10 protein-coding genes and 1 other annotated feature are annotated in these 18,041 nt (G+C 35.3%); all 10 genes read left to right on the top strand.

Annotation, left to right across the window (positions count from 1 at the left end; all coding sequences use genetic code 11):
- The first annotated feature begins 201 nt into the window (after nt 1-201).
- Nucleotides 202-6,273 (top strand): Rib/alpha-like domain-containing protein, encoded by a 6,072-nt coding sequence (locus RYK07_RS05760; RefSeq protein WP_314852860.1) that lies wholly within the window; start codon nt 202-204, stop codon nt 6,271-6,273.
- A gap of 493 nt (nt 6,274-6,766) precedes the next feature.
- Nucleotides 6,767-12,694, top strand: coding sequence for a Rib/alpha-like domain-containing protein (locus RYK07_RS05755; protein ID WP_314852859.1), 5,928 nt, complete (start codon nt 6,767-6,769; stop codon nt 12,692-12,694).
- 168 nt (nt 12,695-12,862) lie between these two features.
- Nucleotides 12,863-13,096, top strand: a complete 234-nt coding sequence (locus tag RYK07_RS05750; RefSeq protein ID WP_314852857.1) for a hypothetical protein — start codon at nt 12,863-12,865, stop codon at nt 13,094-13,096.
- A gap of 203 nt (nt 13,097-13,299) precedes the next feature.
- The gene (locus tag RYK07_RS05745; protein ID WP_006703864.1) at nt 13,300-13,533 is read left to right on the top strand and encodes a DUF1146 domain-containing protein; all 234 of its coding nucleotides are present in this window, start codon (nt 13,300-13,302) and stop codon (nt 13,531-13,533) included.
- Between the two features lie 17 nt (nt 13,534-13,550).
- Complete coding sequence (gene murA / locus RYK07_RS05740; RefSeq protein ID WP_314852854.1) at nt 13,551-14,864, top strand: UDP-N-acetylglucosamine 1-carboxyvinyltransferase; 1,314 nt, start codon at nt 13,551-13,553, stop codon at nt 14,862-14,864.
- A gap of 122 nt (nt 14,865-14,986) precedes the next feature.
- Nucleotides 14,987-15,062 (top strand) — a sequence feature (ribosomal protein L21 leader region).
- Nucleotides 15,063-15,077: 15 nt separating this feature from the next.
- Nucleotides 15,078-15,386: a 50S ribosomal protein L21 gene (gene rplU / locus RYK07_RS05735; RefSeq protein WP_314852853.1), complete on the top strand. Its 309-nt coding sequence runs from the start codon at nt 15,078-15,080 to the stop codon at nt 15,384-15,386.
- A gap of 8 nt (nt 15,387-15,394) precedes the next feature.
- Nucleotides 15,395-15,727 (top strand): ribosomal-processing cysteine protease Prp, encoded by a 333-nt coding sequence (locus tag RYK07_RS05730; protein ID WP_314852851.1) that lies wholly within the window; start codon nt 15,395-15,397, stop codon nt 15,725-15,727.
- 22 nt (nt 15,728-15,749) lie between these two features.
- Nucleotides 15,750-16,040, top strand: coding sequence for a 50S ribosomal protein L27 (rpmA, locus tag RYK07_RS05725; protein ID WP_006703860.1), 291 nt, complete (start codon nt 15,750-15,752; stop codon nt 16,038-16,040).
- Nucleotides 16,041-16,104: 64 nt separating this feature from the next.
- Entirely contained in the window at nt 16,105-17,112 is a 1,008-nt protein-coding gene (locus RYK07_RS05720) for a class I SAM-dependent methyltransferase (protein WP_314852850.1), read from the top strand.
- Between the two features lie 199 nt (nt 17,113-17,311).
- Nucleotides 17,312-18,041: acetate/propionate family kinase (locus tag RYK07_RS05715; protein ID WP_314852848.1), on the top strand; the 730-nt coding region annotated here is incomplete at its 3' end.

The raw sequence follows: 18,041 nt of genomic DNA, 5'->3' as shown, positions 1-18,041 counted from the left end.
AGGGATTTATTTTTTTGGATTCTTTTAGGCAATTGTTATGAAATTTTAAAACAAATGAATAATAATTGAAAATATTGTCATAAAAAATCTAAAACATACTATGGAACAAATATCCTAAAAAGAGCTTTATAGTTAAATAAAAATATAAAACTTTACTTTGAATATTTGTTAAAAATATTAGTTTTACTAAAGGAGAAGATGATGAAGAAAAATAGTAATTTCCGTGCGATTCAAGCACAACGTTTTTTAAGATATAGTATTCGTAAGTTCAGTGTAGGGGTAGCAAGTGTAGCCATTGCATCTGGATTAGCAGTATTAGGTGGAGTAAATGTTCAAGCTGCTGAAGAAGTAACTACAAAAACTCCAGCTACTGAAGAAGTAGCAACAGCTAATGCAAATAAAGAAAACAAAGAGAATAAAGAAAATAAAGTAGTTGCAGAGAAAGCAAATAAAGCTAACTTAAGTTCAGCTATCTCTCGCTTAGAAGCTGCAATTGAAAAAGCTGCTTCAAACGATAAAACAGCTTCAACAATTGAGGCTGCAAAAGCAGAGTTAGCAAATGCAAAAACGTTAGTAGCTAACGAAACTGCTACACAAGCAGATGTAGATAAAGCTGCTAAAGAATTAAACAACAAAGCTTTCGTTGTTGAAAGTATGCCAAAAGCAACTGCAGAAAAGAAAGAAGAAAAAGAAAACAAAAACCAAGATCCACGTAATGGGCAAGCCATTCCTGGACAAGGTGAAAGTGGATTTAGAGCAGTAGATACAACTGCAGCTAACTCAGCAGAAGAAGCAACTAAATATAAAGGTGTAAGAGATGCAGCTTTACCAGAATTAGAAGCTAATATTGCTAAAATTAAAGCTGAACTTGCGGCAGAAGAAGGAAAAGCTGCTAATAAACAAGATTTAGCTAAAATTGAAACATATAAAAAAGTAATTGAAAAAGCTGAAGGGATTGCAACAGCAGCAAAAGCAGCAGATGCAACATCAGCTAAAGAAATGAGTCAACAAGCTGAAGCTGTTAAATCTGAACGTGATTTATTAAAATTATACTTAGATGGAAAAGCTGATTTAGGAGCTCCAGTAAGTGAAAACCATGCAGGATACGGGAATAACCCTTCTAACGGTGTGTTTGAAAGCTTAAAAGAAGGTTTTGGAGATAAAGTAACTTTCTCAGATGCAGATAAAAAATCATTTACAGTAGCTAAACAATATGAAAGTGGACGAGATTTAACAAATAAAATCAAAAATTTACCAGATGCAAAAGATCCAATCGGTAGTGCAACATATAACTGGCAAGAAAAAGCTATTACAAAAGCTGATGCAGAGGCTGGTATGTTAAATGGTTGGAAAATTGAAGTTGGTGAAAAAGTTAACGCTGTTAAACCGCTTGATGTAACGAATGTTACAGATAAAGATGGTAATACAAGTGACCGTGAAGTATGGAAATCTAAAGTTTACACAAATGATGGAGAATTATTAAAATATCAAACTTCAGGTGAAGTAAGTTACGTTAATGGTAGTGGTTTAGTACCACTAGCAATGCCAACAATAACTGGAAGAGCTTCAGATGATCCTACTAAAAGAGTTCTAGGAATGCAAAATAATACATTTGGAGAAGTGAAGAACCGCGATTATTACTTGGAATTAGGTAGTCAAGGAACAACTCTTTCTAAAGAGTATGATGTAAATGCAAATTCTCGTTTAACAGTAAGTTTAATTCACAGTGGTGGATATGGTGGTTCTACAGCAACAGATGCTGGGGAGCGTGTTAAATTAAAAATTGTTGATGCCTTCACTGGAGCTGAAATCAAACCAGTTGATGGTAAAAATGGTGCATTAACAACAGAACAAGGGCCATATTCTGGAACAGGTTGGACACATTTAGATAGACTTTATGATATTCCTGAAGGAACTACTAAAGTTAAAGTATTAATTGAAGCCGGAGAACAAGGTTCAAATTCTTTAATCAATGACAATAATATTAAGTTAAAAGATGGTTATATTGTTGGTGGAATTGGTATTGCGACAGCACCTGCTGCAGAAGTAGTAACAAATGTTCGTTCTGAAAATAAAACTGGTGAATATGGATATACAAAAGATACTATTTATGAAAAAGGTCAAAAAGGTGTATTTGATATCGATATTAAAAACACTGGTGGAATGAATATTGATTATTACACAGCTCAAAAAGTAGAAGTCACAGTAAAAGTACCAAAAGGTGTAACATTAGAAGATAAAATTTATAACGCTAATGGTGGGGGTGCATATTTAGGAAATACTTATGCAAATGATATTGTCTGGACACCAAATGATCCTGCTGATAAAACACAAGGTGGAACAATTACTTATAAAGTTCCTGCAGGAAATCGTATGCCAGCTGCTGAAGGTGGATCACGTAAAACAGAAATTCCATTTACAACTGCAGATAATTTCATTGGACCAGCTGATTTTAAAGTTACTGTGAAGAGTGGATTTGGAGATACTGATGCTTTAGGAAATAGATTATATTCATACACTGCATTAGGTGGAGATCCAGACTATTCAAATCAATTTAACCGTAATGGTCTTGCAGATTCTGACAACCCTGACCATGTATACGGAAAAGTTATCTTTATCAACAGCTTAAAAGGAAGTACTGTTGTTACAGTTCCAATTAATACAACTGATGATCAATTAAAAGAAGTAGCAATCGCAAAAGCTAAAGAGGAAGTTGCATCTGCTAACTTTACTCAATTATTAGAAAAAATGAAAGCAACAGCAACACTTGGTGATACTACTGGAAGTCTTTCAAATATTCAAATTAGCTCTAAAGATAAAGTAGAAATTACTAAAATTGCTGAAGATGGACGTGGAATCGTTAAAGTCCCTGTAACTTATACAGCAGATGGTAAAACTTATGAAACTACAGTTGATGTAGAAGTAAACGTTGTTAAATCTACAACTAAACCAGTGGTAGTGTTTGAAGGCGATGAAATTGCTCCAGCAACAGTTAAAGAAAATGTAACTCCAGCTGAAATCAATAAAAAAGCTGGTAAAGCTAACGAACCACAAGCGACTGACATTTTCGATACAAACGGTAAAGTTGGACAAACTGGCCTTAAAGTACCAACAACAGTTACTTATAATGTTGAAGGAACTACAATTACAGAGAATGTTGAAGTACCTGTAACTGTATTACCAAAACCAAAAGCAGATGAAATTCTTGTTGCGAAAAATAGTGATAAAGAAGAAGCAAAAGCTAAAATTCTTGAAAAAGCAAAAGCTGCACTTGGTGAAACTTATACAAACAAACTTCCAGATGGAGTAACGTTTGATAAAGATAATATGACAGTTGGAGAAATCCCTGCATTAACTGAAGATGGAGAAGTACCAGTAACTGTTAAATATACGGTTAATGGTGAAGAAAAAACTACTGTAATTAAAGTTCCAGTAACAGTAGTAGAAGGTACTCCACAAATCGTACCAGTAGATCCTAAAACTGCTCCAAAAGCAGAAGATAGCATTGACCCAGCTGATTATCCAGAAGGTGCAAAATTCACTTATGAAAAAGAACCTGATACATCATCAATTGGAGATAAAGAAGTTAAGGTTATCGTAACGGATAAGGATGGTAACGAATTAGTAAAAGTACCTGCAACAGTACGTGTCGTAGATAGCATACCACAATTTGTTGTTGCGGATCCTAAGAAACCACAACCTGATGTTAATTCAAGCATTACTCCAGATGAATATCCAGAAGGAACTAAATTTGAATATAAAGAACCAGTTGATACAACAACAGCAGGTGAAAAAGATGTAGTCGTTTTAGCTAAATTAGATGGAAAAACAATTGTTGAAGTACCAGCTAAAGTAATGGTAGTAAGTCCTGAAACACAATATGTGTTCGAAGATCCTAAGAAACCACAACCTTCAGCTGAAGAAAGTATCAACCCTGAACAATACCCAGATGGAACAATATTTGAGTATAAAGAACCAGTTGATACAACAACACCTGGAGACAAGAAAGTAACAGTAGTTGCTAAAAATGGTGAAGATAAACTAGTAGAAGTACCTGCAGTCGTTAAAGTATTACCATTAGTGAAACCAGAAGGATTAACAGTTCTAAAAGGAAGCGAAAACTTAGAAGCTGCAGTTAAAGCTAAAGCTGAAGAAGTTGTTGCAGCTTTACCAAAAGATAAAGTTCCAGAAGGCGTAACAGTTAAAGTTAAAGAAGTGAAAGCAGGAACAACACCAACAACAGCTGAAATAACTGAAACAGGAAAACCAAAACCTGCAACAGTAGTTGTTGAATATACGGATGATAAAGGAAACGTTATTGGAACTAAAGAAGTAGAAGTGCCAGTAACAGTGGTTGGTTCAACACCAAAATCAGTAGTAGTGTTTGAAGGAACAACTCCTGAAAAAGATAAAGTTAAAGAATCAGTAACACCAGGACAAGGTGGAACAGTTGGAGAACCAACAACATTACCAGAAACAGCTGGAAAAGCAGGAGCTACAGATGTAACAGTAGAAGTACCAGTAACTTATCCAGGAATGAAAGATCCAGAGAAAGTGACAGTACCAGTAACAGTATTACCAGTAGCAAAAGGTGAAGTAACAGTAGCTAAGAATACAACTTCAGATAAATTGAAGGAATTAGCTAAAGCTAAAGCTGAAGAAGCAGTTAAAGCAAAAGACTTTACAGATAAATTACCAAAAGATGCGAAAGTAACTGTAGGTGATGTAACAAAAGCTATTGAAGAAACAGTAACTGCTAAAAAAGGAACTGGAGTAACAACAGTAGAAGTACCAGTAACATACACAGTTGATGGAAAAGACTACACAACTACAATTCCAGTAACAGTAAATGTGAAAGGTTCAGACATTAAACCTGTTTACGTTGTTGAAGGTGACAAACCAAAAGCTGATGATGTAAACAAAGCAATCACTCCTGACACAGATGGAACTAAAACACCTGTAACTGATGAGGATATCAACAAAGCTATCCCAACAACAGAAGGTAAAGTTGGAGATAAAGATGTTAAAGTAACAACAAAAGTTACTTATAAAGATGGTGGAGAAGAAACAGTAGAAGTACCAGTATCAGTATTACCAAAAGTTTCTCCAGAAGGTGTAGTAGTACCAAAAGATACAGATAAAGCTACACTTGAAAAAGCAGTTATTGATAAAGTGAAAGAAACAATTGGAAAAGTTACATTACCAGATGGAGTAACAATTACAGTTGAAGAAAATCAACATCCAACAACTCCAGGAACAGAAACACCAGGAGATAAAGGTTCTGTTACAGTAATAGTTACATACAAAGATAAAGATGGAAATGTAATTACTACTAAAGAAGTTAAAGTACCAGTAAAAGTAACTCCAAAAGAAACACCTGCAACAAATGTGAAAGTAACACCAATCGTAGTAGAGGTTGGAACACCAATTACTAAAGATGACGTGAAGAAACATGTTGAATTACCAAAAGGTGCTGAAATAGAAGAAGTTGGAGAAATTCCAACAACAACAACTCCAGGTGCAAAACCAACAGTACCAGTAAAAGTTAAATTACCAAATGGTGATATTGTTACTGTTCAAGTACCAGTAATCGTAACACCAAAAGTAACACCAATCGTAGTAGAAGTTGGAACACCAATTACTAAAGAAGATGTGATTGGTCATATCGAACTTCCAAAAGAAGATGGATGGGAAATTGTTGATGTTCAAGGAATCCCAACAACAGAAACAGCTGGGCAAAAACCAGGCGTTAAAGTTAAGGTGAAATTACCAAGTGGAGATGTTATTGAATTAGAAGTACCAGTAACAGTAACTCCAAAACAATCATTAATTCCTCAACCAGAACCATCACCAGCGACACCAGCACCACAAGTTAATAAAGTGGTAACTCGTTTTGTGGATGAAAATGGTAAAGATATCACTTCACCTGAAGAAGGATTGAAAGATCCTAAAGCTCTTGAAGGATATGTGTTCGACAAAACAACAACAGATAAGAATGGTACAGTATTCCACCACTATAAGAAAGCAACTGCACCAACATCTCAATCTGTTGAACCAGCAACACCAGGACAAGCAGAACAACCTGCAACTCCTGCACAACCAGCTACATCAGCAACTCCAGCAAATGCTCAATCACAAGCTAAAGTTGCAAAACAAGAATTACCAAATACAGGTATGGCTGAAATGAATGTCTTTACACCAGCCGTGTTAGCAATCTTAGGTGGATTAGGATTAGCAGCACCAGCATTAGCTAAGAAAAAAGACGAAGAATAATCATAAATGTTATGAATTAACGAAAATGATAGAAAAACGACTGAAACGGAAAGTTTCAGTCGTTTTTTTGTAAGAAATTCAATTCTTAATAGAAGGTAGAAGGATTTATGGATACAAGGAATAAATTTACGAAATAATATATTTTTTAATTAAAATTAAAGAAGTATATATTAAAAGCAAACTAAAATAAGTAAAATTCCGAATCTGTTTTAAAAACAAAAAGAAAGTTCTGTTGATAATAAAAAATTGTATTCACAATGTTTTGAAACGAAATATTTATGAAAAAATCCGTGTGTAAAAATGAAAGAAGTATTAAAAGAATCATTGATATTATAATGTTTTTATACAATTTTTACAGAAATATGTAATTTATGAAAATGATATTAAAATTCTTTGACATTTCACATGTTGTGATATAAAATCTTTTTAAATAGAAAACTATACAGAATTCTATAAGAAATAACAAAATTCTTTTAATAAAAGGAGGAAAACGATGAAAGATAAGCGTAATCTTCGTGCGATTCAAGCACAACGTTTTTTAAGATATAGTATTCGTAAGTTCAGTGTAGGGGTAGCAAGTGTAGCCATTGCATCTGGATTAGCAGTATTAGGTGGGGTAAATGTTCAAGCTGCTGAAGAAGCAACTGCAACAACTCCAACTACAGAAGCAGTAGAAACTGCTAATAAAGATAACAAACAAGTAGTTGAGAAAGTTGATAAATCAGGCTTAACTTCAGCTATTGCTCGTTTAGAAGCAGCTTTAGAAAAAGCAGCATCAACTGAAAAAACAGCTTCAGCAATTGAGTCTGCAAAAGCAGAATTAGCAAGTGCAAAAGCTGTAGTTGCAAATGAAGCTGCAACAAAAGAAGAAGTAGCAAAAGCTACATCAGCAGTAAACGGAAAAGCTTTCGTTGTTGAAAGTATGCCAAAAGCAACTGCAGAAAAGAAAGAAGAAAAAGAAAACAAAAACCAAGATCCACGTAATGGTCAAGCGATTCCTGGTCAAGGTGAAAGTGGATTTAGAGCAGTAGATACGACTGCAGCTAACTCGGCAGAAGAAGCAGCTAAATACAAAGCTGAAAGAGATAACGCTTTAACTGAATTACAAGCAAATATTGCTAAAATTCAAGCTAAACTTGATGAACAAAAAGCAAAAGATGCGAATAAAAAAGATCAAGCAGTAATTGATACTTACACTAAAGTTATTGAAAAAGCTAATGGTGTAGTAACTAAAGCAAATGCTGCAGATAAAACATCAGCTCAAGCAATGAGTCAACAAGCAGAAGCTGTTAAATCAGAACGTGATTTATTAGCATTCTATTTAGCAGGAAAAACTGAATTAGGTGCTCCTGTTAGTGAAAACCATGCTGCTTATGGTAACAACCCTAAAAACGGTGTATTCGAAAGCTTAAAAGAAGGTTTCGGAGACAAAGTAACATTCACTGATGCAGATAAAAAATCAGAAACAATTGCTAAACAATACGAAAGTGGTCGTGACATTACTAATAAAGTAAATAATGTTCCAAATGCAAAAGATCCAATCGGTAGTGCAACATATAACTGGCAAGAAAAAGCTATTACAAAAGCTGATGCAGAAGCTGGTATGTTAAATGGTTGGAAAATTGAAAAAGGGGACAAAGTTAATGCGGTTAAACCTCTTGATGTGACAAATGTTACAGATAAAGATGGACAACCAAGTACACGTGAAGTTCCTAAATCAAAAATCTATTCAAACGATGGAGAATTGAAAAAATACCAAACATCAGGTGAGAAAAGTTATGTTAATGGTAGTGGTGCTGTTCCTTCAGTAACTCCAACAATTGATGTAATGAGAAAAAATGTGTTTGGTGAAGTTAAAAACCGTGATTACTACCTTGAATTAGGAAGTAAAGGTACAACACTTTCTAAAGAATTCGATGTAAACGGAAATTCTCGTCTAAACGTTAACTTAATTCACAGTGCAGCATATGGTGGTTCTACATCAACTTCTGCAGGTGAAAGAGTTAAATTAACAATCGTAGATGCATTTACTGGTAAAGAAATCAAACCAGTTGAAGGTAAAAATGGACCATTAACAACAGAACAAGCTGCTTTGGCTGCTAATGGATGGAACCACTTAGACCGTATTTATGATATTCCAGCAGAAACTACAAAAATTAAAGTGTTAATTGAAGCTGGAAGTCAAGGAACAAATACTTTAATTAATGATAACAAAATCAATATTAAAGATGGTTACTTAATCGGTGGTATTGGTATCGCAACTGCTCCATCTGCTGAAGTATTAACTAATGTTCGTTCAGGAAACAAAAGTTTTGAATTCGGATATACAAAAGATACAATTTATGATAAAGGTCAAAAAGGTGTATTTGATATCGATATTAAAAACACTGGTGGAATGAATATTGACTACTATGCTGCATCAAATGTTGAAGTGACAGTAGAAGTTCCTAAAGGTGTAACGTTAGAAGATAAAATCTACAATGCCAATGGTGGATCAAACTGGTTAGGAAATGTTTGGGCAAATACAATCAAATGGGTTCCTAACGATCCAAGTGATAACTCAAAAGGTGGAAAATTAACTTATAACGTACCAGCCGGAAATCGTATGGCTGCTGCAGAGACAAACTCTCGTAAAACAAGTATTCCATTTACAGCAGCAGATAACTTCGTAGGACCAGCTGACTTTAAAGTAACAGTTAAGAGTGGTTTTGGAGATACGGATGCAGAAGGTAACAGACTGTACTCATATACTGCAAATGGATTAAAACCAGCTTATGAAAATGAATTTAACCGTAATGGTTTAGCAAATTCAGATGATCCAAACCACAAATATGGTAGAGAAATCTTCATTAATAGTTTACAAACTAACTCAGTCATTACCGTACCAATTAACACAACTGATGAACAATTAAAAGCAATTGCTTATGCGAAAGCTCAAGAAGCGATTAAAACTCCAGAGTTTACTAAATTATTAAACGATGTTACTGGTACAGCTGCATTAGGTGATACTAATGGTTCAACTTTGGTTAATAAAGATAATATCGCAATTACGAAAGTTGCTGAAGATGGTCGTGGGGTTGTTAAAGTACCTGTAACTTATACAGTAGATGGTAAAACATTTGAAACAACAGTTGACATCGAAGTAAACGTTGTTGAATCTAAAACAAAATCTGTTGTAGTATTTGAAGGTGATGAAATTACACCTGCTAGTGTTAAAGAAAAAGTTGAACCAAAAGAGATTGATGGCAAAAAAGGTACAGCTAATGAACCAAAAGCAACTGATATCTTCAAAACTGATGGAAAAGCAGGAGAAATAGGATTAACTATTCCGACAACAGTTACTCATAACGTAAATGGAACAGAGATTACAGAAAATGTAACAGTACCAGTTACTGTTCTTCCTAAAACAAGTGGGGAAATTGAAGTGCCAAAAGGAAGCACACCAGATAAAGTTAAGGATACTCTAAAAGCTAAAGCAGAAGAGTTAATTAAAACTCCTGACTTCCCACAAAAAGTGCCAACAGGTTATAAAGTAACAGTAGGAGAAATTCCAGAAATTCCTGCTGATATTGCTAATAAAAAAGGTGAACCAGTAGTTGTAAAAGTTCCAGTAACATTTACATCACCAGACGGAACAACTTATAATTCAGAAATTCCAGTAACAGTAAATGTTAAAGGTTCAGAAGTGAAACCTGTCTATGTTGTAGAAGGTCAAAAACCAGATCCAGCTAAGGTAAAAGAAGCAGTTACACCAGATGAAGGTGGAACAGTACAAGATCCAACTGATGCGAATTTACCAGATACAACTGGTAAAGCTGGAGCCACAGACGTAGTAGTACCAACTACAGTTAAATATCCAACTGGAGATGAAACTATTAATGTACCAGTGAAAGTTGTGAAAGGATATCCACAATTAGTAGCAGCAAGTGAAGATAAAAAACAACCTTCTCCAGAAGATAATATTGATACTTCAGACTATCCAGATGATGCAACATATGAATACAAAGAAGAAGTAGATACAACTGCACCTGGAGATAAGAAAGTAACAGTAGTTGTTAAACAAGGAGATAAAGTACTAGTAGAAGTACCAGCAACAGTGCGTGTAGTTGATAGTAAACCACAATTTGTTGTTGCAGATCCTAAGAAGCCACAACCAGATGTTAAATCAAGTATTACTCCAGAAGAATATCCAGAAGGAACAACATTTAAGTATAAAGAACCAGTTGATACAACAACAGCAGGTGAAAAAGAAGTAACAGTTGTAGCGGAATTAGATGGAAACACTTTAGTTGAAGTACCAGCTAAAGTTATGGTAGTAGATCCTAAGACACAATATGTGTTCGAAGATCCAGCTAAACCACAACCATCAGCTGATGAAAGTATTGATCCTGAACAATACCCAGAAGGAACTACATTCACTTATAAAGAACCAGTTGATACAACAACACCTGGAGACAAGAAAGTAACAGTAGTTGCTAAAAATGGTGAAGATAAACTTGTAGAAGTACCTGCAGTGGTTAAAGTATTACCATTAGTGAAACCAGATGGGTTAACAGTTCTTAAAGGAAGCGAAAAACTAGAAGATGCAGTTAAAGCAAAAGCTGAAGAAGTAGTTAAAGCATTACCAAAAGATAAACTTCCTGAAGGTGTAACTGTAAAAGTTAAAGAAGTAAAAGCAGGAACAACACCAACAACAGCTGAAGTAACTGAAACAGGAAAACCAAAACCAGCAACAGTAGTTATTGAATATACGGATGATAAAGGAAACGTTATTGGAACAAAAGAAGTAGAAGTACCAGTAACAGTAGTTGGGTCAACTCCAAAACCAGTTGTGGTATTCGAAGGTGATAAACCAACTGAAGCTAAAGATGCCGTAACACCAGGACAAGGTGGAACAGTTGGAGAACCAACAACATTACCAGATACAACTGGAAAAGCTGGAGCTAAAGATGTAACAGTAGAAGTACCAGTAACTTATGACAATGGAAAAGTAACTGAGAAAGTAAAAGTTCCAGTAACAGTATTACCAAAACCAACAGCAGGTTCAGTAATTGTACCAAAAGATCTTCCAGAAAAAGAATTAAAAGATAAAGTTGGTAAAGATGCAGAAAATGCAATCAACAACGAAGAATTCAAGAAAAAACTTCCTGAAGGAGCAACTGTTAAAGTTGATTTAACAAATGTTACAGTACCAAAAACTTCAGAGCCAGGAAAAGCTGGAGAAGTAGAAGTACCAGTGATTTACACTGTCAATGGTAAAGAGTACAAAACAACAGTTAAAGTACCAGTAACAGTGGTTGAAGGTAAAGAACAACTTGTACCAAAAGGTGATACTCCAAATCCAAAAGACAACATTACACCAGGAAATTACCCAGAAGGAGCTACATTCGAATACGATACACCAGTAGATACTTCTAAACCAGGTAAAAAAGAAGCTGTTGTTATTGTTAAGGATAAAGATGGTAAAGAAATTGTACGAGTTCCTGTAGTAGTTAATGTGGTAGAACCAAAAGTTACACCAATTATCGTTCCAGAAAGAACTAAATTAACTAAAAAAGATGTAGAAAAACACATCGAAATTCCAGGAGTAACTGGATGGGAAATCGTTGGAGAACCAGAATTCCCTGAAACATTCCCTGCAGGTGTAAGACCATCAGCAACAGTTACAGTTAAATTACCAAATGGTAAAACAATTAAAGTACAAGTACCAGTAATTGCTACTCCGACTGTAACACCAATCGTTGTACCTCAAGGAACACCAATTACAAAAGAAGATGTTAAGAAACACGTTGACATTCCTAAAGAATCTGGATGGGAAATTGTTGAAGTTGGAGAAATTCCAACTACTGAAACAGCTGGTCAAAAACCAAGTGTTAAAGTGAAAGTGAAATTACCAACTGGAGAAGTAATTGAATTAGAAGTGCCAGTAACAGTAACTCCAAAACGTGATTCTCAACCACAACCATCACCAGGAACACCAGCACCACAAGTTAATAAAGTGGTAACACGTTTCGTGGATGAAAATGGTAAAGATATCACTTCACCTGAAGAAGGGTTGAAAGATCCTAAAGCTCTTGAAGGATATGTGTTCGATAAAACAACAACAGATAAGAATGGTACAGTATTCCACCATTATAAGAAAGCAACTGCACCAAATCAAAATCCTGTTGAACCAGCAACACCAGGACAAGCAGAACAACCTGCAACTCCTGCACAACCAGCTACACCAGCAACTCCAGCAACTCCAGCAACTCCAGCAAATGCTCAAGTAACATCTCAAGCACAAGCTTCAGTTGCAAAACAAGAATTACCAAATACAGGTATGGCTGAAATGAACGTCTTTACTCCAGCAGTGTTAGCAATCTTAGGTGGATTAGGATTAGCAGCACCAGCATTAGCTAAGAAAAAAGACGAAGAATAATCATTAAAAGTATGAACTAAATAATGATGAGAGAAGACTGAAACCTTAGTGTTTCAGTCTTTTTTTGCGTTGGAAACAGTATTCGTTGACTATGTGTAATAGGTATCATATACTTTAATAGAGAGAGAATTTGAATGTTTTTAGTTCAATAAGAATAGAGGGATAACAATGACTGAACATCAACCAGAAACAAGCGCAAAAGAAGTTGTAAAAGTACATGTGGAATACAAAGATAAAGATGGTAACGTTTATTCAATGAATGACGTAGAAGTACCGGTACAAGCAAGTATTAAAAATACAGAAGATACTTCATCAAATACTGAAGAAACAAATGCTGTATTTAGCCCGGAAGTATTAGAAATTCTAAAGGGTGTAGGGCTATCTAATAATCAAGAAAAGTAAATATCAATCGTAAAAGTAGTTGAATTCGTTAAAAGAGTTCAACTACTTTTTTCGTAATTAATCCGAATTTTCAAATAAATGAAAATGAGAAAAAACTTTTGAAAGCATGTGAAAGTTAAGGGGTAAAATCTTTTAATTTCGTACAAAATATGGTAAGATAATGGGGCAGTATCTCTATCAATATAGGAGATAAGGAGACCTACATGACAACATTTACACAAGTTTTTAGATTAATCATGACCCTAGCGATGATTATCCTAGCTTATTGGTCATTACAGTGTATAAATTTAGAAAAAATCATATTAAAAAATCGAATTGAACAAGCAAGACTATTTATGATGTTAGTCGCACTTTTTTTAGGAGTAGGTGCTTCTAGTGCAATTTTTTCGATATCCGATTTAATCAATTCAATTATTCAATTCATTACGAGTAAGTAACCTTGGAGGTTTGGAACATGGAAAAGATGATTGTACAAGGTGGTACACGTCTAAATGGAACGGTAAAAGTAGAGGGAGCAAAAAATGCTGTGCTTCCAATTTTAGCAGCGAGTATTTTAGCGGAGTATGGGGTAACACATTTAACAAATGTACCGAATTTATCGGATGTACATACGATGCTAGCAGTATTAAATAGTTTAAATGTCACTAGTACATTTGATGAAGAGGAAAAAGCCATTACTCTAAATGCAACAAAAGATGTTCAAACAACCGCGGCATTTGAATTTGTAAGTAAGATGCGTGCGTCAATCGTTGTAATGGGTCCACTTTTAGCAAGATTTGGTCATGCTCGTGTCGCAATGCCAGGTGGTTGTGCAATTGGGACTCGTCCAATTGATTTGCATTTAAAAGGATTTGAAGCAATGGGTGCAACCATTACTCAAGCAGATGGCTATGTAGAAGCACATGCTGATCAATTAGTGGGCGCGAGAATTTATATGGATTTCCCATCAGTTGGAGCGACTCAAAACTTAATGATGGCAGCGACTTTAGCCAAAGGAACGACTTTATTAGAAAATGTAGCAAGAGAGCCTGAAATTGTTGATTTAGCAAATATTTTAAACAAAATGGGTGCAAAAATTATCGGTGCAGGTACTGAAAACATTCGTATCGAAGGGGTAGATCACTTAGAAGGTACGATTCATTCGATTATCCCTGATAGAATTGAAGCAGGAACATTTATGGTTGCTGCAGCAGTTACTAGGGGAGATGTTTTCGTTGAAGATGCGATTGCTGAACATAATCAACCATTAATTTCCAAATTATCTGAAATGGGTGTTCAATTTATTGAAAAAGAAAATGGAATTCGTGTGATTGGACCAGAAACATTAAAACCAACAGATGTTAAGACATTACCACATCCAGGATTCCCAACAGATATGCAAGCGCAAATGACAATTGTTCAATTACTAGCTTCAGGTGTAAGTACAATGACAGAAACAGTATTCGAAAATCGTTTCAATCATTTAGAAGAATTACGCCGTATGAATGCAGAGTTTATGATTGAAGGTAGAACTGCAGTGATGAATCAGGAATCACAATTACAAGGTGCTCAAGTAAAAGCAACTGATTTACGTGCAGCAGCAGCTTTAATTATTGCGGGTATGGTGGCAAAAGGCTATACACGTGTCACTGAGTTAAAATACTTAGATCGTGGATATTATCAATTCCATCATAAACTACGTGCATTAGGAGCAAATATCGAACGTGTTCATGAAGATGAAGCAACGCCGTTTACACAAGTAGAATTAGAAAAAATGTTAAATCGTTAAAGATAAATTAGCCGATTGGTTCGCAAAAGAATCGTCGGCTAATTTTCATTTTAATTGTCCGAGCTTTTGCTTGACTTAGTTAGAAATCTCTGTTAAACTATTCATGTTGTAATTGTGAAGCACCACAGCTACAACCGCTCGGATTAGAGTACAAAAGACCGGAATCGGCACTTTAAACTGGCGAGTCTTAGTCTAAAATATAGGAGGTGCAATATGTACGCAATCGTAAAAACTGGTGGTAAACAAGTTAAAGTTGAAGTTGGTCAAGCAATCTACGTTGAAAAATTAAACGCAGAAGCTGGCGACAAAGTGACTTTCGAAGAAGTAGTATTTGTAGGTGGAGAAAACGTTAAAGTTGGTGCTCCATTCGTAGCAGGTGCAACTGTTGAAGGAACTGTTGAAAAACAAGGCCGTCAAAAGAAAGTTGTAACTTTCAAATACAAACGTCGTAAAGACTCTCACCGTAAACAAGGTCACCGTCAACCTTATACAAAAGTTGTGATTAACGCAATCAAAGCTTAATTTTGACGATGATACGAGTAACGTTTCATAAAAAAGACCACGAATTAGTTTCTTTTGAAATGACAGGACATGCAGGTTTTAGCGAGCATGGAAGTGATATTGTCTGTGCAGGCGTTTCTGCATTAGCGATTACGACTGTTAATAGTATCGAGAAGCTAGCAGGCTATCAACCGATTGTTGATGTTGATGAAGTCGAAGGTGGGTATTTATATTTAGAAGTTGTAGGAGATGTAACGAAAGTTCAAGCTCAAACAACACAAATTTTATTAAATAGTCTATTACTAGGGTTAGAAGGAATTCAAGAAGAATATCCTAATTATCTAACCGTTCAAGTTGATTAACCTATCAAGGAGGTGCACTCTCATGTTAAAAGTGAATTTACAATTATTCGCCCACAAAAAAGGGGGCGGTTCTACATCAAACGGACGTGACTCTCAATCAAAACGTTTAGGTGCTAAACGTGCTGATGGACAATTTGTTACAGGTGGTTCAATTTTATTCCGCCAACGTGGAACTAAAATCCATCCAGGTCACAATGTAGGAATCGGTGGAGATGACACATTATTCGCTAAAGTTGATGGCGTAGTACGTTTCGAACGTAAAGGCCGTGACAAAAAACAAGTATCTGTTTACCCAGTAGCAGCTGCTGAATAATATGGAATTTGCGGAGGCAGGACTTTGTCCTGTCTCTTATTTTTTATCTGAAAGGAGGAGTTTGATGGAACAGGAAAATAAAGAAATTCGTAGTTTTGAAAAATTATGGGAGGCTGTTCAAGTACTCCAAAAAGCAATTGATTACTCTTATGTAGAGGCATTAGGAGAAACCTTGCAAAATATTGCTTCAGGAAATCAAGCTCAGCAAGTAGAAGGACAACCAGATGCGGCAACAATTGAACAATTAAATGCAGCTTATCAAGAGCTAGCGCTAGAAAGCTTTACAAAAGAACAAATTCGTCGCATGATCCAATATACTTTCTTAAAAGCTGCTAAAGAAGATGGTTTACAAACGAATCACCAAATGACACCTGATTCAATTGGATTATTAGTAGCCTTTATGGTGGAACGTTTAACAGAAAATAAAGAAACACTAACACTTGCTGATTTTGCATGCGGTAGTGGGAATTTATTAAGCACCGTTCAGCTCTTTTTACAAGAAAGTGGAAAAACAATTCAAACGACTGCCATCGATAATGATGAAGTCTTAGTTCATTTAGCATTGCAATCATTTGCGTTGGAACGCTTGGATGTACGAGTGATGTTGCAAGATGGATTAAGTGATTTATTAGTGGATCCAATTGATGTTGCGTTATCCGACTTACCAGTAGGTTATTATCCAGTCGATGAACGTGCAAAAGAGTTTAAGACTCATGCAAAAGAAGGGCATTCTTATGCGCATCATTTATTGATTGAACAGCATTTGAATTATTTAAAACCAGGTGGTTTTGGATTGATGATTGTGCCAACAAATTTATTTGAAACAGAAGAAAGTGTGTCATTATTAGAACATTTACAAAAAGAATCCTTTGTTCAAGCGATGCTAGCTTTCCCTAAAACATTATTCAAAAATCAACAATATAGCAAGTCGCTGCTTATTTTCCAGAAAAAAGGAAAGGGCGCAAAACAAGCTCGTCAAGTCTTATTAGGCGATATTCCAGATATGAAAAATATCGATAAGTTCAGACAATTTACACAAACCTTTGAAAAATGGGCGAAAGAACTTTCGTAGAAAGTATAGAACTGAAAAGTAAAGGTAGACGTATTTTCTAGAAAAAGAAAGTAGAACCAAGGATTTATTATTTCAATCTGTACTTAGTTATGCTAAAATGAATGAGGTGCGAGAAATACTGAATGATGAAACTTTTTAAAGGAAGATTGTACAGTGTTTTTCACAAAAGTAGAACATTATCACACAAAGGAGACAGATTATGTCAAAATCAATCGCGATTAATGCCGGAAGTTCAAGTTTGAAATTCCAATTATTTAACATGCCTCAAGAAGAAGTTGTGGCAAAAGGATTAGTAGAACGTATTGGATTAGAAAATTCAATCTTCTCAATCAGCTACGGAGATGATCAAAAATATGAAGTGGTAGAAGATATTCCTAACCACGAAGTAGCCGTAGAAAAATTATTAGAGCAATTAGTAGCATTAAACATTATTGCTTCATTTGATGAAATTACTGGTGTTGGACACCGTGTAGTTGCTGGGGGAGAAATCTTCAAAGATTCAGCTTTAGTAGACGATACAGTAATCCAACAAGTAGAAGATTTAGCAGAATTTGCTCCATTACACAATAAAGCAGAAGCTATCGGAATGCGTGCATTCAAACATATCTTACCTGATATTACAAGTGTTGCTGTATTCGATACTTCATTCCATACAACAATGCCTAAAAAAGCATACTTATACAGTGTGCCATTAGAATACTACAAACAATTCAAAGCACGTAAATACGGAGCACACGGAACTAGCCACCGTTATGTTTCACACCGTGCAGCTGAATTATTAGGTAAACCAATTGAAGAATTAAAAATCATTACATGTCACTTAGGAAACGGTGCTTCAATTACAGCCGTTGATGGGGGTAAATCAGTAGATACATCTATGGGATTCACTCCATTAGCAGGGGTTACAATGGGTACTCGTTCAGGAGATA

Source organism: uncultured Granulicatella sp., from assembly GCF_963528315.1.
Lineage (GTDB): Bacteria > Bacillota > Bacilli > Lactobacillales > Aerococcaceae > Granulicatella.
The sequence above is the reverse complement of the archived record's forward strand: the minus strand, read 5'-3'. Positions and strand labels throughout refer to the sequence as shown.